The sequence below is a fragment of the Campylobacter concisus genome (assembly GCF_001891085.1).
Classification (GTDB): Bacteria; Campylobacterota; Campylobacteria; order Campylobacterales; family Campylobacteraceae; genus Campylobacter_A; species Campylobacter_A concisus_O.
Window position 1 is genome coordinate 140,490 of sequence record NZ_JXUP01000001.1, and the last position, 25,048, is coordinate 165,537.

General features: G+C 36.7%; 24 protein-coding genes. 3 read left to right on the top strand and 21 right to left on the bottom strand.

Annotated features, from left to right (window positions below; all coding sequences use genetic code 11):
• Positions 1–94 precede the first annotated feature (94 nt).
• Positions 95–1,396, top strand: a complete 1,302-nt coding sequence (locus TH67_RS00715; RefSeq protein WP_072593923.1) for an MFS transporter — start codon at positions 95–97, stop codon at positions 1,394–1,396.
• On the top strand, positions 1,393–2,529 hold the full coding sequence (locus TH67_RS00720; protein ID WP_072593924.1) for an NAD(P)/FAD-dependent oxidoreductase: 1,137 nt from the start codon (positions 1,393–1,395) through the stop codon (positions 2,527–2,529). Before TH67_RS00715 ends, TH67_RS00720 begins: the two co-directional genes overlap by 4 nt.
• Positions 2,530–2,776: 247 nt before the next feature.
• On the opposite strand, the gene TH67_RS00725 is transcribed toward TH67_RS00720, so the two are convergent.
• The 6 genes from TH67_RS00725 to TH67_RS00750 all read right to left on the bottom strand — a co-directional run bounded on the left by TH67_RS00725 (position 2,777) and on the right by TH67_RS00750 (position 10,723).
• Positions 2,777–3,415, bottom strand: coding sequence for an HAD family hydrolase (locus tag TH67_RS00725; RefSeq protein ID WP_072593925.1), 639 nt, complete (start codon positions 3,413–3,415; stop codon positions 2,777–2,779).
• A 74-nt stretch (positions 3,416–3,489) separates the two neighbouring features.
• The gene (locus TH67_RS00730; protein WP_072593926.1) at positions 3,490–4,506 is read right to left on the bottom strand and encodes an OmpA family protein; all 1,017 of its coding nucleotides are present in this window, start codon (positions 4,504–4,506) and stop codon (positions 3,490–3,492) included.
• Between the two features lie 154 nt (positions 4,507–4,660).
• Positions 4,661–5,050: a 30S ribosomal protein S9 gene (rpsI, locus tag TH67_RS00735; protein WP_021084780.1), complete on the bottom strand. Its 390-nt coding sequence runs from the start codon at positions 5,048–5,050 to the stop codon at positions 4,661–4,663.
• A gap of 2 nt (positions 5,051–5,052) precedes the next feature.
• On the bottom strand, positions 5,053–5,481 hold the full coding sequence (gene rplM, locus TH67_RS00740; RefSeq protein ID WP_002939292.1) for a 50S ribosomal protein L13: 429 nt from the start codon (positions 5,479–5,481) through the stop codon (positions 5,053–5,055).
• 80 nt (positions 5,482–5,561) lie between these two features.
• The gene (locus TH67_RS00745; protein ID WP_072593927.1) at positions 5,562–8,381 is read right to left on the bottom strand and encodes a RecB-like helicase; all 2,820 of its coding nucleotides are present in this window, start codon (positions 8,379–8,381) and stop codon (positions 5,562–5,564) included.
• Entirely contained in the window at positions 8,378–10,723 is a 2,346-nt protein-coding gene (locus tag TH67_RS00750) for a PD-(D/E)XK nuclease family protein (protein ID WP_072593928.1), read from the bottom strand. Before TH67_RS00750 ends, TH67_RS00745 begins: the two co-directional genes overlap by 4 nt.
• Positions 10,724–10,873: 150 nt before the next feature.
• On the opposite strand from TH67_RS00750, the gene TH67_RS00755 reads away from it, so the two are divergent.
• Positions 10,874–11,461: a flavin reductase gene (locus TH67_RS00755; protein WP_072593929.1), complete on the top strand. Its 588-nt coding sequence runs from the start codon at positions 10,874–10,876 to the stop codon at positions 11,459–11,461.
• A gap of 123 nt (positions 11,462–11,584) precedes the next feature.
• Here the strand turns inward: TH67_RS00755 and TH67_RS00760 are convergent, their stop codons facing one another.
• The 15 genes from TH67_RS00760 to TH67_RS00830 form a co-directional block, all read right to left on the bottom strand.
• The gene (locus TH67_RS00760; RefSeq protein ID WP_072593930.1) at positions 11,585–12,055 is read right to left on the bottom strand and encodes a FixH family protein; all 471 of its coding nucleotides are present in this window, start codon (positions 12,053–12,055) and stop codon (positions 11,585–11,587) included.
• Positions 12,048–12,617 (bottom strand): hypothetical protein, encoded by a 570-nt coding sequence (locus tag TH67_RS00765; RefSeq protein WP_072593931.1) that lies wholly within the window; start codon positions 12,615–12,617, stop codon positions 12,048–12,050. The genes TH67_RS00760 and TH67_RS00765 overlap by 8 nt, the downstream gene beginning before the upstream one ends.
• 106 nt (positions 12,618–12,723) lie before the next feature.
• The gene (locus TH67_RS00770; protein ID WP_021090794.1) at positions 12,724–12,936 is read right to left on the bottom strand and encodes a DUF4006 family protein; all 213 of its coding nucleotides are present in this window, start codon (positions 12,934–12,936) and stop codon (positions 12,724–12,726) included.
• Complete coding sequence (locus tag TH67_RS00775) at positions 12,936–13,799, bottom strand: cbb3-type cytochrome c oxidase N-terminal domain-containing protein (RefSeq protein WP_021091000.1); 864 nt, start codon at positions 13,797–13,799, stop codon at positions 12,936–12,938. The genes TH67_RS00770 and TH67_RS00775 overlap by 1 nt, the downstream gene beginning before the upstream one ends.
• Positions 13,787–13,996, bottom strand: coding sequence for a cytochrome c oxidase, cbb3-type, CcoQ subunit (locus TH67_RS00780; RefSeq protein ID WP_021090915.1), 210 nt, complete (start codon positions 13,994–13,996; stop codon positions 13,787–13,789). Before TH67_RS00780 ends, TH67_RS00775 begins: the two co-directional genes overlap by 13 nt.
• 9 nt (positions 13,997–14,005) lie before the next feature.
• Positions 14,006–14,671, bottom strand: coding sequence for a cytochrome-c oxidase, cbb3-type subunit II (gene ccoO / locus TH67_RS00785; protein WP_072593932.1), 666 nt, complete (start codon positions 14,669–14,671; stop codon positions 14,006–14,008).
• A complete protein-coding gene (gene ccoN, locus TH67_RS00790; protein WP_072593933.1) occupies positions 14,671–16,158 on the bottom strand; it encodes a cytochrome-c oxidase, cbb3-type subunit I in 1,488 nt (495 codons plus the stop codon). Before ccoN ends, ccoO begins: the two co-directional genes overlap by 1 nt.
• A gap of 92 nt (positions 16,159–16,250) precedes the next feature.
• Positions 16,251–16,934, bottom strand: a complete 684-nt coding sequence (locus tag TH67_RS00795; RefSeq protein ID WP_072593934.1) for a response regulator transcription factor — start codon at positions 16,932–16,934, stop codon at positions 16,251–16,253.
• An 80-nt stretch (positions 16,935–17,014) separates the two neighbouring features.
• Entirely contained in the window at positions 17,015–17,680 is a 666-nt protein-coding gene (locus tag TH67_RS00800) for a sulfite exporter TauE/SafE family protein (protein WP_257638002.1), read from the bottom strand.
• Position 17,681: 1 nt separating this feature from the next.
• A complete protein-coding gene (gene carA, locus TH67_RS00805; RefSeq protein WP_072593935.1) occupies positions 17,682–18,800 on the bottom strand; it encodes a glutamine-hydrolyzing carbamoyl-phosphate synthase small subunit in 1,119 nt (372 codons plus the stop codon).
• On the bottom strand, positions 18,800–19,351 hold the full coding sequence (locus tag TH67_RS00810) for a DUF507 family protein (RefSeq protein WP_021091020.1): 552 nt from the start codon (positions 19,349–19,351) through the stop codon (positions 18,800–18,802). The genes carA and TH67_RS00810 overlap by 1 nt, the downstream gene beginning before the upstream one ends.
• Positions 19,352–19,400: 49 nt before the next feature.
• Positions 19,401–19,841: an isoleucyl-tRNA synthetase gene (locus tag TH67_RS00815; RefSeq protein ID WP_072593936.1), complete on the bottom strand. Its 441-nt coding sequence runs from the start codon at positions 19,839–19,841 to the stop codon at positions 19,401–19,403.
• Positions 19,842–20,004: 163 nt separating this feature from the next.
• On the bottom strand, positions 20,005–23,265 hold the full coding sequence (gene carB, locus TH67_RS00820; RefSeq protein WP_072593937.1) for a carbamoyl-phosphate synthase large subunit: 3,261 nt from the start codon (positions 23,263–23,265) through the stop codon (positions 20,005–20,007).
• The gene (mreC, locus tag TH67_RS00825) at positions 23,265–24,020 is read right to left on the bottom strand and encodes a rod shape-determining protein MreC (RefSeq protein WP_072593938.1); all 756 of its coding nucleotides are present in this window, start codon (positions 24,018–24,020) and stop codon (positions 23,265–23,267) included. The genes carB and mreC overlap by 1 nt, the downstream gene beginning before the upstream one ends.
• Entirely contained in the window at positions 24,010–25,047 is a 1,038-nt protein-coding gene (locus tag TH67_RS00830) for a rod shape-determining protein (protein ID WP_021090637.1), read from the bottom strand. The genes mreC and TH67_RS00830 overlap by 11 nt, the downstream gene beginning before the upstream one ends.
• Between the last annotated feature and the right edge of the window lies 1 nt (position 25,048).

The window sequence follows — 25,048 nt, forward strand, 5'->3', positions numbered from 1 at the left end:
TTGGGCGTATTTTACAAAAAAGTAGATTAAATTTTTAAATTTAAATTAGCGTTAAAATGATAAACTTAGTCCTTTTAAAAATAAGGAAAATTTTATGTTAAAAAGCGTTTTACCACTATCTTTTATCATAGCAAGCAGATTTTTAGGTCTTTTTATAGTTTTGCCAGTGCTTAGCCTTTATGCCTTAAACTTACGCGGAGCAAACGAGTTTTTAGTAGGGCTAATAGTAGGTGTCTATGCGATCTCACAAATGATATTTCAAGTACCTTTTGGAGCGCTCTCGGATAGGATAGGACGCAAAAAAACATTAACGATCGGACTTTTGGTTTTTATCATCGGCTCAATAATTTGTGCACTTACAAGCGATATTTTTACCATGCTATTTGGTAGATTTTTACAAGGTGTAGGTGCTATCGGAGCAGTTGCGACTGCGATGATAAGTGACTATATAACAGAAGAAAAACGTTCAAAAGCCATGGCGATAATGGGTGCTTTTATAGGGCTTAGCTTCACGCTTTCGATGGTACTTGGGCCGCTTCTTGCCAAAGACTACGGACTTTCAAGTCTCTTTTATCTAAGTGCCGCTCTTAGCCTACTTTGCATTGTACTTCTTTACACTGTTGTGCCAAAAGAGATAAAAGTGAGTGCTAAAAGTGAAAAAGTGCCATTTGGTAAGCTTTTTTTACAAAAAGACTACATGATCATAAATTTTACCTCTTTCATGCAAAAGATGCTAGCAAGCATCGCATTTTTGGTGATCCCTATCGTTTTAGTAAAAGAGTACGGTTACGAAAGCAGCGAGCTTTACAAGATCTATTCACTTGGCGCCGTGCTTGGCTTTTTGGCTATGGGGCTAGCTGGCGCCCTTGGCGATGGCAAGGGACTTAGCAAGGTCATCTTGATAGCTGGTACGCTGCTTTTTGCCCTAACCTACACTATTTTTGCCATTAGTTTTACGCTTTTTATCTTCGTTTTGGGAGTTGCTATATTTTTTATAGGATTTAATCTTCACGAACCCATCATGCAATCAACTGCGACAAAATTTGTAAAATCCTCACAAAAAGGCTCAGCCCTTGGTGTATTTAATTCATTTGGTTATTTAGGAAGCTTTGTTGGAGGTGCATTTGGTGGATACATCTTGCATGCTTTTGGCTTTAAAGTACTCGCCATCATTTGCGTGGTGCTTTGCGTGATCTGGCTTGTTTTGCTCTTTAGCCTAAGCAATCCAAGAATTTTTAAAAATATCTATCTAAGCCCTGAAGTAAGCTTAAATTTAGAGTTACTAAATAGCCAAAAAGGCGTAGTCGATTATTACAAAAACGAGAAAAATCAAGTGATCAAATTTGACTCTCGCCTAACAAGCGAGGCTGCTTTAAAAGAGAGCTTGAAGTTTTGATCTATGACGTCATCATCGTTGGCGCTGGTGCTAGCGGGCTCTTTTTAGGGGCAAATTTAAAGGGTAAAAAGATTGCTATCTTAGAAAAAAATAGTAGTGCTGGCAAAAAAATCCTAGCAAGTGGTGGTGGCAGATGCAACATCACAAACCGCTTCATAAGCGCTAAAAACTATCTTGGCGAGCAAAAATTTATAGAGCAAATTTTAAAAGTGCTGACTCCAGATCAAGTTTTAAAATTTTTTAGCGAGCTTAAATTTAGTGAGCAAAAGCAAAATCAATTTTTCTGCGATAGTGGCGCAAAGAGCGTCTTGAGCGTACTTTTAAAAAGGCAAAATACAGAAATTTTTTACAATAAAGAGGTTCTTGGCGCTAAAAAAGTAGATGAAATTTTTGAAATTTCAACCAAAAGTGAAAAATTTAGAGCCAAAAATTTAGTCGTTGCAAGTGGAGGATTAAGCTATAAAGCTCTTGGCGCAAGCGACATTGGTTATAAAATAGCAAATGATTTTGGCATTGAAACATCAACTCTTTCGCCTGCACTTGTTGGATTTAGCGTACAAAAAGATGAGTTTTGGTTTAAAGAACTTAGTGGCGTTAGCCTAAAGGCAGACGTAAAGATAAATAGTAAAAATGAGAGCTATAAATTTAGTGGGGACTTACTTTTTACACATAGGGGCATAAGCGGACCAGCGATACTAAATGCCTCGCTATTTTGGCAAAAGGGCCGAATTTGCATAAATTTTTTACCCAAATTTAGTGAGAAAAATTTAATAGATGGCAAAAAACAGCTTAGCTCGGTTTTGCCCTTGCCAAAGAGATTTGTACTAGAATTTTTAAAAAATTTTGGCTTAAAAGACAGAGCCTTTTATGAATTTAACGACAATGATAGACAAATAATAAAAAGGCTTTTTGCTTATGAATTTGCCCCAGCCGGGACATTTGGCTTTGAAAGAGCGGAAGTTACAAAAGGCGGCATAAAGAGTGAATTTTTAGATGAAAATTTACAAGCTTCTAACGTTAAGGGACTTTATTTTATTGGTGAAGTCTTGGATATTACTGGCATGCTTGGCGGATATAACTTACATTTTGCATTTGCAAGCGCTCTAAAAGTGGCTAGGATCTTAAATCTATGATCTCCAATAAGTTAGCTAATTTTAGATAAATTTTTATATTTTAAATAAGATAAATTTACTATGAAAGTAGGCTTTTAAGAAAATCAATTTAAGTAATTTAGATGTTAAAAATTCATAATAAATATTTTTAAAAAGATTTTGCGCCAAACAAAGGTAATAAATTTTTGGAGTAAATTTTATAACCAAGCAAGCTAAACGTTAGGTTGAATTTAATTTAAAGTATAAGTAGTTTAGGAGTATTAGATTATTAAACCTCTTTTATAAAGCTAACGGCTTCAAATGGGTTTGAGAAAATATGTTTACTAAATTTCTCCAAATCACTCTTTTGACCATATCCACAAGTTAGACCCACGCCTGTAACAAAGGCAGCTTGTGCAGCCATTAGATCCATAATGGTATCACCTACCATAAATGCATTATTTTTATCTTTATTAAGTCTATCTAAAGCCAAATTTATTGGCTCTGGATTTGGTTTTGGATTAGCAATATCGTCTCTTCCAATAACAGTTTTTATATATTTCATAACCCCTAAATGCTCAAGCAAGATAATAGAAAATTTTGAAGTTTTCGTAGTAACTATACCAATATCAGCAAAGCTACTTGCCTCCTTCAATGCTTCACTTGCATAATCTAAGAGTACCGTCTCATCAAGATAAATTTTTTCGTAGCAAGCTTTATATTCTTTTATATAGCTATCAATTAAATTTTTGCTTGCACCAAGTCTTTCAAACATTATTTCAAGCGGATGACCAACCAAAGACTTTAATGCATTATGGTCTGGCTTTTTTTTGCCATGAGATAAAAAAGCTCTATCAAATCCTTTAAAAATAGCAGAAGTTGAGTCAATAAGTGTACCGTCTAAATCAAAAAGTATGGTTTTTTCCATCATTTTCTCCGTAGAAATAAAAAAGGGCCTAGCCGAAGCTAAGCCCAAAAAGAAGTAACTTTAAACAATTAAGATTATTTATTGAAAGTAGCTTCAACGCGTCTATTTTGAGCGCGGCCTTCTTTAGTTTTGTTTGTAGCAATTGGTTTAAGCTCACCGTAGCCAACTGTTGAAATTTTATCCTCACTTACGCCATAGCCAGCAAGAACATCAGCTACAGCTTTTGCTCTTTTTTCAGATAGTTTTTGGTTATAAGCTTCTGCGCCTACGCTATCAGTGTGACCAGCAAGTACAACTTTATAATCTGGGTGTTCGCCCATGAAGTCAGCTACTTTTTTGATCTCAGCTGCATATTTTGGTCCAACTTTGTAGCTATCAAATGCAAAGTTAACATCTAGATCTCTAAGAACGATAACTTTCTCGCATCCTCTTTCGTCAACAACCACGCCAGCTGGAGTGTTAGGGCATTGATCTATATCATTTGGCACGCCATCATTATCATCATCAAGAACTGGAGTTGCTGCTGGAGTTGCTGCTGCAACTGGAGCTGCTGCCACAACTGGAGCTGCTTTTGAGTCAAGACCGATACCAAAGCCTAGTGAATAGAATAGGTTATGATCAGCATGTTCAAATTTGATAGCGTCTCTTGCTTCTGCTTTAAGAGCGAATCTATCAGTTACTTGATATCTTAAACCAAAACCATATTGGCCAAAACCGCCATCTTCATTTTTAACAAAAATAGCTGGAACATCTTCATAACCAGCACCAACTAAGCCATATAGACTAACTGGTCCAAAATCAACTATATCTTTTACAAGATTTGCATGATATCTAAGAACTCTTCCTTCTCTTGTTAAGCTACCTGTTTTTTCTTTTGCTTTTTGAGTGTAATCAACACCAAGCTCTACTTGGTCAAAGAAAAAATCTTCAAGATTTCTAGCAGCTCTAACACCAACGAAGTTGTGGTCTTTTACACGTAAATTTCCCTCTGGGTGAACACCACCAATAGTTGGAGTAACTTCATAATTATATGCTGCGTTAGACGCAAAAACCGCTGTTGCGGCAACAATAGCTAAAGCAATCTTTTTCATATTTAGAATTCCTTTCTTAGGATTTATTTTAAAGTGGTTACATTTTAACTGAATAAAATTTAACCGACTCTAAATCATAATTTAATTAACAATGTAAATTTGAAATTTACACAACTTAAATTTTTGCAAATGCAAAAGCACTTGCAAAAATTCATTAACGTTTAGAGAATTGTGGGCTTCTTCTAGCCTTTCTTCTACCAAATTTCTTACGTTCAACAACACGAGAATCTCTAGTTAGCAAGCCTTTTGGTTTAAGCGCTGCTCTAAAATCAGCATCCATGTCAGCTAAAGCACGTGAAATGCCGTGTCTTAAAGCCTCAGCTTGTGCTGAATAACCACCACCTAAGGTTGTAGCTACTACATCTATTAAACTCTCTTGTTTAGTAACTAGAAGTGGCTGAATTACTTTAAGCTTTATAGCTTCATGTCCACCAAGCCAAGTATTAAGATCCATACCATTTACTACGATTTTACCGCTTCCAGCTTTTATCCAAACCTTTGCTACGGCAGTTTTTCTTTTACCAGTTGCATAAACTTTTGCCATAATTATTTTCCTTCTTTTTTAGCTATTTGTGCCGTATGAGGATGCTCACTGCCAGCATAAACTTTTAGTTTTTTTATCATCTCTCTTCCAAGTTTAGTTTTTGGAAGCATTCCACGAACAGCTAATTTAAATAGTTTTTCTGGCTTATTTGCTATCAAATCGCCAAATTTTTCACTCTTTACGCTACCAAAGTATCCTGAGTGTCTGTGATAAAGTTTATCTTCAGCTTTGTTATTACCAGTAAATTCTACTTTTGAAGCATTTATGATGATAACATAGTCGCCACAATCTACATTTGGCGTGAAGCATGGTTTGTTTTTGCCACGAAGTATAGTTGCTACTTCAGTTAGCAATCTACCAAAACGTTTACCAGCTGCATCAACAACGATCCAGTCTCGTTTAACTTCGTTTGGCTTTGTTATTTTTGTCATTTTCTTACCTTTGCCAAGTTAATTTTTGAGTTGTGATTGTATTTAAACAATGCTTTTATAAAGCTTAAATTAAGTAGCATTTAAACTTCAATATATGAAATTTTTCCATCAAGAGCGTAGAAGATGACGGCGATTATACTATGCTTTGGATAAAATTTACTTAATGCCTCTTTGTATTCTCCAACTTGTTTTTTATTTTCCTCGATATTTTTATCGGTCGTTTTATAGTCAATCACACAAATTTCGCTCTCTCCAATACAAAATAAGTCCATCTGTTTTAGTCCATTTTTTACTTTAAATGGCTGTTCTTTGTAAATTTCTTTATCTTTTATGCACTTTAGAAATTTTGGCTTATTTATTAGCATTTTTGCTCGTTTAAAGGCACCTTCAAGTCTATCAGGTGAGAGAAATTTATAAAATTTATTTAGCATTAAACTCTTAGCTTTTAAAAGCGATTTTTCATCAAATTTCTCACTCATCTCAAGTAAATAGTGAAATGCTAAACCAAAATAGATTGCCTCTAAATTTTTACCGCTCGTTTTTTGCTCTCTTGCCTCTACATCTTGCCTTTCTATCTTTAAAATTTCAGGCATTTTTTCATCTTTTATAGCCTCTTTTTGCTCGCTCTTGCTAGGTAAAATTTTGCCAAAGCTAAGCTCTTTTAGATCAAGATAGTCGTTTACTTCACTTTTATCACTTCTATTATAAAAAGAAAAAAAGCTAGGACTATTTCCACTTGGAGTAGCTTGTTTAATGATAATAAGCGACTTTGTAGCCCTAGTGAAAGCAACGTAAATTTTATTGATATTTTCTTGCTTCTCAAGCTCTTTCATTTGCTCTAACACGCCAGCATACTCAGGGTCAAAATTTTCTCTACCAGAAATTCTACTTTTTACTATCCACTCGCCTTTTTCGTTATATTCTGTTATAAAGTTTGAGTCATCGCCCCTGCCCTTACTCATCATATCGCAAACTATCACGTGAGCAAACTCGAGCCCTTTTGACTTATGAACAGTCATTATCTTTACGCCGTCAGCATTTTTAGGACTGATTTTAGAACTAAAATTTTCAAGATTAAAGATAAAATCACTTAAATTTTTGTAGCCGCTACTTAGCTCAAAAAGCCTTAGAATATCAACATCAGCCATATTTATATATAAATTTTTAGCTAGATAAAATAGGCTTTTTGTCGCACTATCTTCAGCTTTTATTTTTAATTTTTTAGGATTTGTATTTACGAGTGCTTTTACATTTTTTTCATAAATTTCTTCACCAAAAAGACAAAATTTTGCATACTCGATAATCGCTGCAACAAACGGCGTTCGCTTTAGCTCCAAGGTGCCTTCATTTACGCCTTTTATCCCCTCACTGCTAAGCACCTCTGAGATGAGGCTGATGTCACTATTTTTCCAGCAAAGCACAGTTATCTCACTTGCATTTACGCCAGCAGAAAGTAGCTCTTTTACTTGCGAAACTGCTGCACCAGCAATATCTTCAACGCTTAGCACACGCAAGTAGCCGTAGTCATCTTCCTTGGCCTCAAAATAAGGACACTCGCCACTTACTTTGTAGTTTAGCTCCTTATCTTTTTTAGCTGGCTCTTGTGGCTCAAAACTAAGTCCATATCTATGATAAATTTCTTCAAAAACAGCGTTATTAAATTTCACTAAAGCCTTTAAGCTGCGGTAGTTGCTTGGTAAATTTTCTATATCTATCTGACTAAAATCATCTCCAAGCTTATCGAAAAGCTCTTTTTTACCGCCCCTAAATTTATAAATGCTCTGCTTCGTATCTCCAACGTAAAAAAAGCTTCCGAGTCCGTTTTGTCCGTATCCTGAAACGATCTCGGTGATGAGCGGCAAGATGATCTCATATTGGATCACGTTTGTATCTTGAAACTCATCTATCAAAAGGTGATTTATACGGCCATCAAGCCTAAAGTAAAGCACATCTTTATCAAAATTTTCAACCAAAAGCTTAAAGACCAGCTTATTTATATCAGCAAAACTTAAAGCGTTTATCTCTTTATTTAGCTCTAAATTTGAGTGTTTATAAACATTTAAGAGCTTGCTAAAACCGCTAAGTCTATATCTTTCGACCTCTAAAATATACTCTTTTGCCGCCTCTTTTAGCTTTACAAAAAGCTCATCAAGCTCACTTGTATAAATTTTGCTAAAAGTGCGGTAATCCAGGCTCTCTCTTTCAAAGACCTTATTTTTAAAAAGCTCAAATAAATTTTGCTCACTAAATGTCTTTTTGGCCGTATCGCTAGCACCATTTTGCAAGGCTATATGCTCATTTATCTCCTTTTGCGCTGCTCTTACCTTGCTATCATCTGGATAGCTTGCGCCGCTATCTTTTAGCTCGCCGCCAAAACTCTCATAAAATTTAGCCAAAGTCTGCGAAAAGCTCGCCTCTTTTTGGCTTGAGATGATCATCATGAGTGCAAGCTCACTAAGAAGCTTTTGATCTTTACTTGCCTCTTTTACAAATTTTTTCCACGCCAAATCTTGCAGACTATCTTGCACGCTGTAATCAGGACTAAGCCCTAAATTTTGACTAAATTTCTTTAGGATTCCAGAGAAAAATGCATCAAATGTATAAATTTTTAGCTCACTTTGTAAAAACCTATCAAGCTTCTCATCGCGTCTTTTTATGACCTCATCTTGGCTCAAACTAAGCTCTTTGCAAAGCTTTTCAAGCTCGTCTTTTTTGTTTTGCAAGTCCAAAAAAGTTGTGATTATGCGCTCTTTCATCTCATTGGCCGCTTTTTTGGTAAAGGTTAGAGCGATGATCTCGTTTATATTTTCGCCTCTAAGCACCAAAGCGATATAACGAACGCTTAAAGCGAATGTTTTCCCGCTTCCAGCACTTGCTTTTAGGGCTAAAAAATCTTTCATAACTCTCTCCTACAAAGTATGGCATACTCGCAAAATTTACAAGCTCCGCTCTTTCTTTCAAAATTTATCTTAGTGTTATTTATGCTCTTTAGATTTTCTATCTCGGCCTTTAGATCATCCACGCTTTTTTTTGAACTAATAAGCACAGGTTCATTCTTTAGAGCAAAGTAACCACTTTTTACCTCGCTACCATAAAGTGCTTCATAAAATGCAAGCTGAAGCGAGTTCGCATTTGCATCACCAGTTTTATAATCAAGTATAAAAGGCTCTCCATCAGGGCTAGCATCGATCCTATCGATAATGCCTTTTATCTTTACATCACAAAAACTGCTCTCTATGTCTTTTTCACACTCAAGCACTCTAAAGCCAGCACTTAAACGTTCATTTTCAAACTCTGCATATTCTTTAAATTTCTGCGACCAAATCTCAAGCTCAAGCGAAGAAAAATCTTGCTTTACGAGTATTTCTTTAAAAATAGCCAAATCAAAGGTATTTTTTTGTCTATAAAAATCACTCGTGTAGTATTCATAAAGCGCCTTATGCACGCTATTTCCTTGCTTAGATCCTGGCTCAGTTGCTATTGCTTTTGCTCCTTTTATACCAGCTATCTTTGCGTAATAATACTTTCTTGGGCAAGTTAGAAATAAATTTAGTGTCGAAAATGATAGCGGTTTAGTGAAAAAATCATGCTCCAAAATGATCTCATCATCGCTTAAATTTAGGCTTGTATTTCCTTTTAAAAATAATTTTAAATACGCCTCGTCACTAAATTTCTCATCTTTTATTGTTTTGAAATTTTTTAAAAATCTTGAAGGAATACTCTCTTCGTTTAAAACACAGCTTATGGCGACCTTTTTGGCATTGTTTATAAGACTTTCATAGTAAAATCTCTGCAAATTTTCACGCTCAAGGTAGCTTATAAGTCCTGCTTTTTGCCTCACTTTCGAGTTTAAAAACATCTCATTTGTGCTTCTTGCTGGGATGAAGTTATCATTAAAATCAACTATGATCACGCCATCAAATTTCATTCCACGGCTCTCTAGCATGCCCATGACACTGATCTTTCCGCCGCCCACATCATCGATACTAAGGCGCGAGATATTTAGCAAGAAAATTTCACTTAACTGCTTTAAGCTAAAGCTAAAATACCTGCATAAATTCTCCATCCTAAAAAGCTCAAGCGCAAGCTTTTCTTCGCATATTGGCTCACTTTCAAGCACCAAAAGCTCGTCTATTAGCTCTTTAAATTTAGCAAAGTCACAAAGATCAAAGTAGCTTGATTTAAATTTATTAAAAAGCTCTTCACTTACGCTAAGCGTGTTCAAGATAAAGCCAAGCTCCTCGTAGCTCTCACACTTATTTTGATCAAAAATCGGCCTTACCTCTTCGTTTATCGCTCTTGTAATGTAAAAAAGCGTCTCATAAAATTTTGTATTTTTAAAGCTCTCACCCATAGCGTAGTTAAAAATTTTATCTCTATCATGTAGCCTTAAAATTTCACTAAAACTCTCATCTGGTAATATGACAGCGATATTTTCAGGCTTTATTCCATCACGCACAAACTCGCTCGCCTTTGCCATAGCGTAGGCACATTGCAGGCTTCTAGTCGCAAATCGCTTTTCTAAAACTGGCTCAAATTTTTTGATATTTTCTAGGCAAACTAGCTCATTTGTCTTTAAATTTAGCTCATATTTTTTGTAATTTTCAATCTCGCTAATAGCTGAAATTTGCTTTATTTTATTGATTAGCTTTGTGTTGAAAACACTGGTTTGAAAGATAATTTTTAGCGTAGTTAGCTTTGAGATTTTCTCTAAAATTTCCCACTCAAACTCGCTTAAAATTCCATCTATGTGCAGTAAAATTTCACTAAAGCTTTTGATGTAAGCTTCATTTACGTTATAAATTTTTGGCAAGGTTATATCATCATAGAGATTTTCTCTATCAAGCAAGCTCTCATACTCTTTTAAAACCGCTTCAAGTATGTCTAAATGTTCCTCAAAGTCAGCGTAAATATCGTTAAATTTAATCTCAGCAATACTCTTTTTACTAATAGATAGCTCTTTAAAAAATGAAAAAAGATAGTCATTATTTTTCAAAAATTCAAAAAACTCAGTTGGAATTTTAAGAACCGAGTTTGCCTTTTTGACACTAGCACAGGCTCTATTCATAAGCACTAAAGCATAGGTGCTATCAATCTCAAACCTACCATCTACATAAACTATCTTTTTATAAAACTCGGCAATGCTTAGGCTTTTTGGGATTAGCTCATCATTAAAACTTGCATTAAATTCACGAATCTTACGCGAGTTCGTAAAGACAAAAAGTTGATTTAGGTTATGCATTTTTCTCTCTTAAATTTTTAAGCAATGATAGCTAATTGCTTATAAAAGAGCGCTTTTTACGCTTAGCCAAAGCTTTAAATTTTTATCTAAATACATTAAAATTTTAAGCCTTAAAGAACCAAAAGCTACAATCACAAAAAAGGAGCAAAAATGCATAAAGAGTTAAACAGACAAGGTTTTTACTACGGCTTTCCGGTTTTGCTGGCTACCACAAAAGATAAAAATGCAAACGATGATATCACGGTGCTTTCATCTTCTTGGACGTTAGGAAATACAGTAGTGCTTGGCATAGGCATTGAAAATCAAGGCTTTAAAAATATCAAAAATGGTTCAGATATCACGCTAAATTTATGTGATGAAAGCCTGCTAGAAGCTGTGCAAAAAATGGAAAAACTAACTGGCGATAGTAACGTGCCAGAAGAAAAAAAGAATCTTGGCTACACCTACGAGCACGATAAATTTAAGGTGGCAAATCTCAGCAAAGAGCCTGGCATAAATGCAAAAACCGTCAGGATAAAAGAGTGCAAGATACAGATAGAAACGGTTGTAGAAAAGATAGAGTTAAAAGAGTGGTTTAGCATCGTTACTTGCAAGGTTACAGGCATTTTTGTAGATGAAAATTTACTAAAAGATGAAAAGATAGATACGCAAAAATGGCATCCACTAATCTATAAATTTAAAGAATATGTCGGCACTTGCGAGCGTTTGGGATTAAATTTTGGATTTAAAGAGATTTGATTTATAGCTTTATTTGATAAAAACTTAGCAACTTGGTTTTAGATTTAGCCAAAAAGATTAGTTTGTTAAAATTTAAACTCGGCTTTGAGATCTTTCTTAGATACCAAAGCTGCAATTTTAAGATCATTTTGTGACATTAAGGTCAAATTTATAATACCTTGTATCATTAGTGTCACTTAGCCTTAAAAGTAGCTGCCACCTGCCTTCTTGTAGACTTGTTCCTTCGCTTACTAGATCATTTTCTTGCCATGAAGCTCTTAAAATTTTATTTTCTTTATTTGTCTGTGGGCGGGTAAGTAAAATTTCATATTTTAAAGCTGAAATTTCTCCTTTTTTAGGAGTTAGATGAAATTTAAACTTAGCATTTAGGGCATTAAAATTTGGCTCAAATTTTAGATCAAATTTCTCATCAAAGCGTTTTTCACTCTCTTTGATAAAGGTTATGTTTTCATCGACATTTTGGTAGCTTTGCATATAAGAGCTATCCATTTCGACTGGATGTTTTAGCGCTATGATGATCGTTACTGCGCAAGCGATAATGATAGCAATGAAGCTAAGTACGATAGCATAAGGCCAAAAGGTTTTTTTATCCATTTTTTACCTTTTTACAAAAGACAACAATTACAAAAAATGCAACCAAACCATAGATGAAAAATCTTAAAAAATTTAACGTAGTTTTGTTTGAATTTCCAACACTACTTTCAAGCTGAAAATTTAAGCTAGATGCGATTTGCTCGGCAATATCAGCGTAGCCATTTAACATAGCGGCATTATAGATATCTTTGCCATTTTTAGAAACTAAAATAGGAATTATCGTCCCTGATTCTGGATTTACACTTAAAATTTGTTCTTTATTAAAAAGCTTTGAAGTATTAGCATCGGCAAAAATTTCTACTTTCTTTTTATCCTTTATAAGTAGCAAAAAAACATAAGGCGAGCTAAGGTTTTGCTCTTTAAAAAGAGCTTCTAGCTCGCCATCTTTATATATGCCAACTACTAAATTTATACCGCTTTTTGCATAAAGCTCACTGCCGATCTCATTTAGCTTTACACTTACTTTTTGGCTTAGAATTTCATCATTATTTATCACAAAATTTGCTCCCAAAGCCAAACTTTGTGAGAGCAAAAATATAAAAATGAGTATAAATTTTCTCACACCTAGCCTACAAAAAGGTGGTTTGATGTAAGCACTGACCATGCACAAATAGCTCCTGCAACAACTATCAGCAAGATTATGGCTTTTTCTATTATGCCTAGCATCGCTACTCCTTTATAATGACGTGTTTAGCGTTATCAACGCTCTTCATCTCAATGCTACTTGCATCTTTTAATGAGTAAGGTTTGGTTGCTACATCTTTTTGCAAGCCAATACCAATATAAGTAAGTACGCCAAGGATAGATAGCAAAAGCAAAACTGCCACCAAATAACCGCTAATACCATTTAAAGCAAAGATATTTCTATTTTTATTTTCCATTATTCGCCCTTTGATAGCGATATGACATATTCGCCAACTGCTTTTTGTTGTATCTCGTTTAATCTGCCATCATTAAATTTAGGCATAACACCGATGTTGCCGTTTTTACCACGATTTAGTACATCTACGATGAACTCACTTGAACCATATTTACTAAGGTCAGCCGACATACCATCCATGCCTTTACCATCATCTCCGTGACAAGCTGCACAAGCTGCGTAAAGCTCTTTTCCCATGGCTACTAAATTTTCATTTTTTGTACTTTTTATAGCACTTATCTCTTTTGCTACATAAGCTGCAATAGCCTTTGCTCCATCAGCATCAGCTAGCCCTGCTGGCATCTCACCCATAGGATAATCAAGTCCCTTTGAGCCATTTAGTATCGTATCAACTATTCCTTGTTCACTACCCCAAATTTGTAAATTTGCAGCTTTGCCACCAATGCCATCGCCTGTGATGCCATGACATGCTGAGCATTGCACCAAAAATACGCTCTCTCCCATAGCGTGAAGCGTTTCTTTGCTTGGGTTTGCATACTCTTTTTCAAATTTAGCGTTTGCCTCTTTTACCTCTTTATTATATTCACCGATTTGTGAATAAGAATTTAGTGGATAACCAAGTAAGTAATACCAGATCGCCCAAACAAGAGTTAGTAAAAAAACTACCGCCCAACCAAATGGAACTGGATTTTTATACTCGCCTATTCCGTCCCAGTTATGCTCGCTAAGCTCTACACTTTCATCTTTTTTAACTTTCATTTGACCAACATACTTGCCAGCTACAACGACAGTTAGTACGATAATTAAGATGGCACCTATTAACGCAAGTAAATTTATATTATCTTCTAAATTTAGCCATTGCATACGCTCTCCTTTGTAGCCTTTTGCTCTAAAATTTTACTACCGATCTCATCATCTAGGGCTAATCTTGAATACTTCTCATAATTTCTTCTACCTTGCTTTTCACTTTTGTAAAGATGAAAAAAATAAGCATACAAGGTGATGGCTAAAAATGCTGTCAAAATAAAATAGCCATAAGCTTGAAGTTCTCTAATATCCATTACTAACTCCTATTGTAGGCTATTTAGATAGGCGATAAGTGCCACGATCTGGCGGATTTCACCTTTCGCAAAGGCACTTTTTACTTGCTCATCTTTCATACTTTCAACGATACTTGCAGCCTGCTCTTTCACGTTAGCATTTGCTTGCTCAAAAGTGCCAAGAGCTGGCATATCTTTCTCATCATAAGGTGTGTTAAAAACCTTTTTAACAGTTAGTGCTTCAGCGTAAGCAGTCTCTATATCAGCATTTTTCTTAAATAAAAATGGATATGCTGGCATGATCGAGCCTGGCACAACAGAGGCTGGGTTTAACATATGATTTTCATGCCAATCTGTCGTTCTATAATTACCCACACGCATAAGATCTGGGCCAGTTCTTTTTGAACCCCAAAGATGCGGACGATCATAAGCAAATTCGCCGCTTAACGAGTACATGCCGTATCTATCAGTCTCTGCTTTAAACGGACGTATCATCTGTGAGTGACAAGTATTGCAACCATTTTGTATATATATATTTTTTCCAGCAAGCTCTAAAACTGTATAAGGTTTTGTACCCTCAAGTGGTCTAGCTCTATTTGCAAAGTCAGGTAAAATTTCTACCACGCCAGCATAAGCTATGACGATAAAGACGCAAACTGCAAAAAAGAATGGATTTTTTTCTAACCAAGCAAACATCACATCACCTCCGCATTGGCTTTAGTACCGCCCATAGGCGTTGCACTTTTTGGCTCTGCCAAAATAGCTTTAGCAGAAGTTGATTTGTAGATATTGTAAGCAAACATCAAAAAGCCAATCAAATATAAAAGTCCACCAATAGCTCTAATATAATAATAAGGTATAAGCACCACAACAGTATCAATAAATGAGTAGAGTAAATTTCCATAGCTGTCAGTCGCTCTCCACATCATACCTTGCGTAATACCAGCAATCCACATAGAAGCAAAGTATAAAACGATACCTGTTGTTTGTATCCAAAATTGAGCTTCCATTAAGGATTTTGAATAAATTTCGCGTTTAAAGACACGTGGCGTCATATGATAAAGTGCCGCCATAGTCATAAAACCAACCCAGCCAAGTGCGCCATCATGTACGTGTCCTGGCACCCAGTCAGTATAGTGAGCTAGTGCATTTACAGATTTGATAGCCAAGATAGGGCCTTCAAGAGTTGAAAACATATAAAAAGTTGAAGCTAGGATCATAAATTTAATAAGCGGGCTCTCGCGAAGTTGTGTCCATTCGCCTTTCATTGTAAGAAGCATATTAATAGCTGAACCCCAAGAAGGCAAAATCAAAACAATAGAAAAAACCGAACCCATAGTCTGCATCCAATCAGGCACAGCAGTATATATTAGGTGGTGACCGCCAGCCCAAAGATATATAAACATAAGGCCCCAGAATGAAAATAACGAAAGCTTATAAGAAAATATTGGCTGTCCGCTCTCTTTTGGCAAGAAGTAATAAATTTGGGCGATGATCGCTACTGTAAATACAAACGCAACTGCGTTGTGACCGTACCACCACTGAACCAAAGCATCATTTGAGCCAGCATACATCGAAACTGAGTGCAGCCATGAACCATATCCACTAACTAGTCTTGTTGGAATTTCCATGTTATTAAATAGATAAAGCATGGCAACACCAAGAAACGTAGCAATGTAATACCAAACCGAGATGTAAAGTGTCTTCTCACGGCGTATACCAATAAGTCCAAATATACTTACGCCCCAAAGCACCCAGACTACTACTACAGCAATATCTAGTGGCCACTCAAGCTCGGCATACTCCTTAGATGTACTCTCGCCCATAAAAAGCGTCACGACAGCTAGAATCATAACAAGTATATAAAGCCAAAAATGAAGCTTACCAATGAACATCAAAAACGGAGATTCGCTCATTGATACTTTTAGAACACGCTGTCCTATGTAATACCAAGTGGCAAATATACCAGAGAGCATAAAACCAAAAATGATACCGTTAGTATGAAGAGGACGCAATCTACCAAATGCCGAATACTCACCAGCTATATAGTTTAGATCAGGACAGGCAAGCTGAAAAGCTACCAAAACACCAATAGCCATGCCAACAATACCAAAAAATATCGTGGAGAACATAAAGAGTTTTGCCACACTATAATCATAATGTAGCAACTGGGATGGTCGCATAAATTTTCCTCCTAGTTAAATTTATATTAATTTTTAGTTATTTTAGAGTAGAAAAACTATAAAAAGACTTAATTAATATAAATTATCTTTTACTAGGAGAGTCTTCTATCTATTTTGTAACCAAGCCCAGGAACATTTTTTATAAAATTACTGCCAACTTTATCTCTAACACGTTTAACAAAGGTCCTAATAGCAGCTTCTGTTACGCTCTCGCCAACCCAAACAACATTTTTTATTTCATCGTGAAGTACAAGCGTACCAAGTCTTTTTATGAGTAAAGATATAAATGCAAGTTCTTTTTTTGTAAGAGAAATTTCAACACCATCTCTGATAAGCACACGTTTTATTTTATTAAAACTATATCCATTTGTAACCTGAATAATATTTGCTGTTTCTATCTTATTTTTAGCGACATTTTCTAACGTAACCAAAAAATCATCAAGATCAATCGGCTTTAAAACGTATTTATCAATACCAACATCTATCGCTTTTAGAAGTGTATCTTTTTCACTATTTGTGCTAAAAACTATAATAGGTGTATCTTTTGAAATTTCTTTAATGCTTTTAGCCATATCAAGGCCATTCATTATAGGCATAAAAACGTCTGTTATAACCATATTTGGATTATATTTTTTAAATTTCTTAAGTCCTTCATCGCCATTTTGAGCAGTGATAACTTTTTCGAATTTATCTCGCATAACTTCTTGTACTATTTTTTTACCATCTCCCTCATTCTCAACGATAAGAACAGTTAGATTATTAAGAATCTTGCTCATTTACTCTTCCTTTTTGGTTATATTTATCAAACATCATAAATTTTGACGTAATTAACAATTATCTCTCTTACTTCACTATCTTAGGCATTTGCTCTATATCCTAAAAACGATAGATAAATTCCATTTATTATCATTATGCTAGCCGAAATCTTAAACATTATGTCTTTAAATTTTTCATTTAAAATCCCAAATACAAAGCTAGCTAAAAGCATGGCCGGCAATGTACAAAGACCAAATACAAGCATTATAAAAGCTGAATCAATAAAATTTGCACTTAAAATCCCAAGTGCTAAAAAGTAATAAACTACACCGCAAGGCAAAAAGCCATTTAAAAAACCGAGTAATAAAAAATTTGTTAAATTTTTCTTTTGAATCCTTGTTTTTGCAATTCTTACTACAAAATTAAGCGCCTTTTGATTCTCTACAAATTTTAAAAGCTCACCCCTAAAAAGTAAGGCAATACCGATAAACGCGATCACTAAGCCAACTATAAAAAATATAAGACCTCTTGCTTGCATGTTAAAGCTAATGGCCGCTCCAAAAGCGCCAAATAAAGCTCCTAAAACTATATAAGCAAAAATTCTAACTAGACTATAAAGCGTACTTAGCATTAAAATTTCTATTTTATTCTTACCTTTAAAAAATAGAGTCTGCAAGCTCAAAAATCCGCTGCACATACCCACACAATGACTAAAGCTACTTAAAAATGCAACTGAGATAATCATGTAAAGGTTTATATTTTGCATCTTATAAAATTTCTAAAAACTGCTTAAATATATATTTACTCTCACTTGGACCACCACTTGCTTCTGGATGGTGCTGGACCGAAAAGATCGGATAGTCTTTGTATCTCACGCCCTCAATTGTGTTGTCAAATAAATTTCTATGAGTCACAACAGCTACTTCTGCGATACTCTCAGGTACGTTATAGTTGTGATTTTGTGTTGTTATCTCGATCGCTTTTGTCTCTAAATTTAGCACTGGGTGATTTGCTCCGTGCTGACCAAATTTAAGCTTATATGTCTCGTATCCAAAGGCGTTTGAGAGTAACTGATGTCCAAGGCAAATGCCAAATATAGGTATCCTAGCATCAATCATCTTTTTGATCTCACCTATTTCGGCCTTTAAATTTTTTGGCTCACCAGGACCATTTGATAAGAACACCCCATTTATCTCACCATTTTTAAATTTTTCTATTAAAATTTCAGCCTTAGTATCGTGTGGTACAACGATGACTTCAAGACCAGTTTCGCATAGCTCGTTTAGGATATTTCTCTTTACACCAAAGTCAAAAACAGCTATCTTTTTACCAATACTTTTTAGCGACTTATATGACTTTAAATTTCTATCCCAAGCGCCTTTTTTGTGTTCGTACTCATCCATCGCACTAACTGTTTTTACGTAGTTTATATTTTCGATACGCCCACTACTTTCAAGCCTGCGTTTTAGCTCGTCTTTATCACTTATTTGTGTTGAAATATAAGCCATCAAGGCACCTTCATCGCGTAGCATCTTTGTTAAATACCTAGTATCAACGTCATAAACGCCAAATTTACCTTGCTCTTCGAAAAATTTTCCCAAAGATTTTTGCGAGCGGTAGTTTGACGGGGTCTCGTTGTAGCTTCTCATTATAACGCCACTTGCATGAATTCTAAGACTCTCCATATCATCTTCATTTATACCTACTATGCCTATTTCTGGCATCGTAAAGACGATAAACTGACCAGCATAGCTTGGATCGCTCATGATCTCTTCATAGCCAGTCATCGAGGTATTAAAAACGAGCTCACCTGCACACTCGCCGTGAGCACCAAAAGCTTTTGCTTCTAAAAAAACACCATTTTCAATATAAATGTAAGCTTTCATTAAAGCATGCCTCTTTTTTTAAGCTCATCTTGATACAAACGCTCAAAGACAAGATCATATTCATCAGTTCCTGGGATTAGCTTATGTTTATAATTTTGTATCATTTCATAGACATCATCTTCTATCTTCTCATAGCTTTTTAAGTACTCGTCTATTGAGTTATAAATCACATTTTTTACGCGATTTTCAGATACATTATAATCAACAAGACCGCTCTTCCAAATAGTTTCAAGCACTTTGTGAGCGATATTGCTAAATCTATCTTCGTGGGTTAAAATTACATCAAATTCACCTGCGAGCTTCTTTTTAACGAGCCAAAACATATTTTTGCGGTCAATTTGCATAGTTTGCATCTCGTCTTCATTTTTCTCCAAAAGCTCATTTACTCGCTCATCTAAAGCTCTTTCTTTTTGAATATCGACTGTTAAAATTTCGCTTGTTTTTGATACGATTGGCTCAATGCCTTTATTTAATCTTACGAAACCACAATTTAGAAGATCTATTGCTATTTTATGTGAAATATACGGAACGTGTGGGAGTTTTAAACGCATTTTAAACCTTTAAATTTTTATGCCATTTTAACTAAATAAAGGTAAAACTTTACTTTGAAATTTTAACGACTTTATTATTATCGCTTCTTAAAAAATAAATTTCTCTTCGTCCTTCATAAAGTATCTTTCCATCAGTCTTTTGCTCATTTTCTAAATTTGATGAGATATCTAAAGATAGCGATTTGCTCATAAAATAATTCTCTCCTAAAGTGCGTCCAAAGTCAGGATACCAACTAAAAGCACAAACTATCAGCAAAACTAAATAAAAGGCTCTAAAAATTTTTCTAAAAGACGCGTAAAAAAAGCAATACCCAAATATAAAAAATACGGGCAAAAGCCATAAGAAAGGCACGTTATCAACAAAAATAACATTAAAATACTCACTTATGCCATAGTAAGAAAAGTAGTTGTTGTAAATTCCAACAAATAGCGTAAAAATAGGAGCAAGGACAAATATAATACCTGTAAAAAAAGCATTTAAAATTTTCATAATCTCTCCTTTTGAGTGAGATTATATTAAACATAAGCTTTAATATTACTAGGTTGATGAAAGCTGGACTAAAATTCAAAGCAAAATGCCATATATGGACATCTATTACTTCCAACAATACTTTAAAAACAGTTTAGCTATAAGCTAAACTGCCTTAAATTTATTACTTTTTAGATAAATACTCTTGCAAGCTTTTTACTTCAAGTGCTTTGCCAGTTTGAACTGCACTTAGCGACTTAGCAGCAGCAAGTGCTGCACGGATCGTTGTAAAGTAAGGAATTTTAAATCTAAGCACGTTTTGACGGATCTTTTTACCATCATCCACGCTTGATTTTGTATCGCTTGTGTTAATAACAAGTGCGATATCGCCGTTTTTGAGCCTATCTTCGACGTTTGGTCTGCCCTCGCTTATCTTATAGACAAACTCAGCCTCAACGCCAGCTTCACTTAAAATTTTATGTGTACCGCCAGTTGCGATGATGCTAAAGCCAAGCGCTATTAGCTCTCTTGCAAGATCAGGCGCGTAAGATTTATCAGCGTCAGCTAGCGTTAAAAAGACCCTACCCTTGCTTGGCAAAGTATTGCTCGCAGCGATCTGACTCTTTGCAAATGAGCTTGCAAAATCGTGGCTTATGCCCATGACCTCGCCAGTGCTTTTCATCTCAGGGCCAAGGATGAGATCGGCGCCGCTTAGCTTGTTAAACGGTAGCACACACTCTTTTACACAAATATGCGAGCTAACGCGTGGTTTTAGGATGTCGCCATCTTCATAAACAACTTTGTAATCATCATAAAATTTAAGCGCCTCACGTAAATTTCCTTGCCACATAACTCTTGTCGCTACCTTTGCCATAGGCACGCCAGTAGCCTTGCTCACAAACGGCACGGTCCTGCTCGCGCGAGGATTTACCTCGATCATATAAAGCTCGTTTTCATAGATAGCAAACTGGATATTCATAAGGCCGACAACGCCTAAATTTAGAGCAATATCTTTGGTTTGCTTCTCTACCTTTTTTATCATTTCATCACTTAAGCTCATCGGTGGCAATATGCAAGCCGAGTCGCCAGAGTGAATTCCAGCCTCCTCAATGTGCTCCATTATCGCGCCAATATAGACCTCTTTACCATCACATATCGCGTCTACGTCGAGCTCTTTTGCATCTTGTAAAAATTTATCAAGTAGTACTGGTGAGTGATTACTAACTTTGACCGCTTCGCTCATATACTCTTTTAGCTCGCTCTCGTTATGCACCCTTCTCATCGCCCTGCCACCAAGGACGTAGCTTGGGCGAACTAGCACTGGATAGCCGATAATTGCTGCCTTTTGTAAGGCTTCTTCTAAGCTAGTGGCGGTGTCGTTTTTAGGCTGAAGGACGCCTATTTTATTTATAAATTCACTAAATTTCTTTCTATCCTCTGCCACATCGATCACTCTTGCGGTTGTGCCGATGATCTTAGCGCCGATCACACTTAGGCGTTTTGCAAATTTAAGTGGAGTTTGACCGCCAAAATGCACGATCACGCCATCTGGCTTTTCGCGCTCGATGACTGATCTCACGTGCTCAAAATCAATCGGCTCAAAATACAAAATATCGCTCGTGTCGTAGTCGGTTGAGACGGTTTCTGGGTTGCAGTTATACATTATTGTTTTTATGCCAAGGTCTCTTAGAGCGTAGCTTGCATGCACGCAGCAGTAGTCAAATTCTATACCCTGACCGATCCTATTTGGACCGCCGCCTATTATCATCACCTTTTTAGCGTCTTTTGCTAGCTCTTTTTTAGGAAATTTAGTGATATTTGTGGTTGAGTAAAGATATGGCGTTAGTGCCTTAAATTCGCCTGCGCAAGTATCGACCTCGTTGTATTCAAGCTCGATGCCAAGCTTCTCTCTGGCAAAATAGATATCATTTTGGCTAAGCTCAAGATCGTCTTTTTCATTTATAAGCACAGCTATCATCTTGTCTGAAAAGCCCATGCTTTTGGCCTCTCGGAGCAACTCTTCGTTGTTTAAGATATCCATGTCGATCTTATCTTCAAATTTAACTATCTCATAAATTTGCTCTAAAAACCAAGGATCGATCTTACTAAACTCATGTACCTCAACCACGCTAAAGCCGTCTCTAAAGGCTTGTGCTAGATATAAAATTCTTCTCTCATTTGCATTTCTGATGCCATAAATCAAAGCGTTTTTCTCTAGGCTAAGGCTGTTAAATCCGCAAAGATCACGCTCTAGACTACAAAGCGCCTTTTGGATGCTCTCTTTAAATGTCCTGCCAATAGCCATGACCTCGCCAACTGACTTCATCGCAGTGCCTAGATATGGGTTTGATCCTGGAAATTTCTCAAATGTAAAGCGCGGGATCTTTGTCACGATGTAGTCAATCACCGGCTCAAAGCTAGCAGGCGTGCCTGTGATGTCGTTTTTGATCTCATCTAAACTAAAACCAACTGCAAGTAGAGTCGCGACCTTTGCGATCGGGTAGCCAGTAGCTTTACTGGCAAGTGCAGAGCTTCGGCTAACGCGTGGGTTCATCTCGATAACGATCATGCGGCCTGTTTTTGGATCTATGGCAAACTGCACGTTGCTGCCGCCCGTATCAACGCCGATCTCGCGAAGTATGGCAAAGCTAGCGTCACGCATAGCTTGATACTCTTTATCTGTGAGCGTGAGTGCTGGTGCAACCGTGATGCTATCGCCTGTATGCACGCCCATTGGGTCGAAATTTTCGATCGAGCAGACGATGATGCAGTTGTCATTTCTATCTCTAATGACCTCCATCTCGTACTCTTTCCAGCCAAGCAAGCTCTCTTCTATCAAAATTTCATGTATTGGGCTTGCGTCAAGGCCGGTGTTGGCTAGCTCTTTAAACTCATCCATATTATAAGCCACGCCGCTTCCTGCACCACCAAGCGTATAGCTAGCTCTTATGATGAGTGGGAAGCCTATCTCATTTGCCGCATTTAGCGCGTCGTCCATGTTATAAGCATATCTACTCTCAGGCAGATCCATGCCGATCTTTTGCATGGTCGCTTTAAAAATTTGTCTATCTTCGCCCTTTTTTATCGCTTCTGGGTTTGCACCAAGAAATTTCACATCCTTTAAAAGGCCGCTCTCAAAGACCTCCATAGCGGCATTTAGCGCTACTTGTCCGCCCATCGTTGGCAAGATAGCATCAATATTTTCTTTTTCGATGATCTTTAAAATGCTATCTTTTGTGATCGGCTCTATATACGTTGCATCGGCAAAATTTGGGTCAGTCATGATGGTGGCTGGGTTTGAGTTGATAAGCACTACGCGGTATCCAAGCTCCTTTAGCGTCTTGGCTGCTTGCGTGCCTGAGTAGTCAAATTCGCAGGCTTGACCGATGACGATAGGGCCTGAGCCGATTAGCAAAATGGTATTTATGTCTGTTCTTTTTGGCATTATTTTTCCTTTATAACAACGTATAGGTAGTTTGGTATGTTTAGCTTTGCATAGGGCTCAACTATCACACTTTGATAGGAGCTCTCTTTTAAAATTTTACTCACGCGCCCTACTGGCACCCCACTAAAAAATATCCCATCAAGCCCGCTCGTAAAGACCTCGTCGCCCTCTTTTGGGCTGAGCCATTGTGGGATAAATTTCACCATTATTTGGCCTTGATTTCCATGCGCTACGCCTGGAATTTTGTCATTTCCTATATAGACTGCAAATATACTTTTTGGGTCATTTTGCAAGTAAGCTAGTGGCTTGCCATCTTTTGCGATGACGATACCAGCACTATTTCCTTGATAGATAAGCCCGTAAATTTTATTTGGATCGTATCCTTCAAACTCGCTTATCCAAATTTTATTATAATCCCCAATATGCACGTAGCTAAGCCCTTTTACTAGCTTTACAGCTGGGGCGTAGGCAGTCGAGTTTTTATCTTTTAAAATTTGATTTAGCTCGTTCGCAAAAGTAGAAAGAAGCGTAGCTGAGCGCTCTAGCTCTTCGTTTTGTGCTCTTAGTTTTTCTATCTCGCTAGCCTGCCTAAAATATTCGTTTATATAGTCTTTCACGCTTTTAGCAAAATTGTCGTATGAATTTGTAGCATAGTTACTAAACCCGATAGAAAGATTACTTAAAATTTCTCCCTTAAAAACTGAGGCCGTAGCAAGCAATGCTATAAAAACAAAAAGAACAATCTTACTCTTCATTTGTCAGCTGTTGTAAAAGCCCAATCTCTTCAAGTGCCTTGCCCGTTCCTCTAGCAACCGCAAGGAGTGGCTCGTCAGCTACAAAAACTGGAAGTTTAACGATATCAGATAAAAATTTATCAAGTCCTCTAATAAGCGCTCCGCCGCCAGTTAGTACGATACCAGTCTCCACGATATCGCCCGCAAGATCAGGTGGCATCATCTCAAGCACGGTTTTAAGCGCATCTGCGATCTCTTTTAGTGGCTCTCTCATCGCCTCTCTTACATCTTCGCTTGTTAGCTCGACTCTACTTAAAAGACCACTTACTTGGTCGCGTCCTTTTACCACTACGCTCAGCTCTTTTTCAAGCTGTACAGCAGAACCTACGGCGATCTTTATCTCCTCGCCAGTTCGCTCACCTATTAGTAAGTTATATTTCTCTTTTATGTAATTAACAATGCTAATATCGATCTTATCGCCAGCTGTGCGGATTGATTTTGAAATAACTAGACCACCAAGCGAGACGACACCAATCTCAGTCGTACCACCACCGATATCAACTACCAGGTTGCCTTGTGGCTCACGAACTGGTAAATTTGCGCCAATCGCTGCTGCCATAGGCTCTTCGATCAAAAATACCTCTCTTGCTCCAGCACTTAAGGCGCTTTCTCTAACAGCTTTTCTTTCGACCTGAGTAAGTCCATAAGGAACTGAGATGATGATCCTTGGGCGTAAAAAGCTTTTTCTTTTGTGAGTCTTTTCTATAAAATAGCGTATCATGCGCTCAGTCATATCAAAATCCGCAATAACACCATCTCTCATCGGCCTTATCGCCTCGATATCGCCTGGAGTTTTTCCTACCATCTCTTTTGCAGCATGTCCGACCGCTAAAATTTTTTGTTTGCCATATTTCTCACGCCTTACCGCAACAACAGAAGGCTCATTTATTATTATGCCTTTATCCTTTACCAAAACAAGTGTATTTGCCGTACCTAGATCTATACCCATATCACTTGAGAAAAAACCTATAACCTGATCTAAAAACATC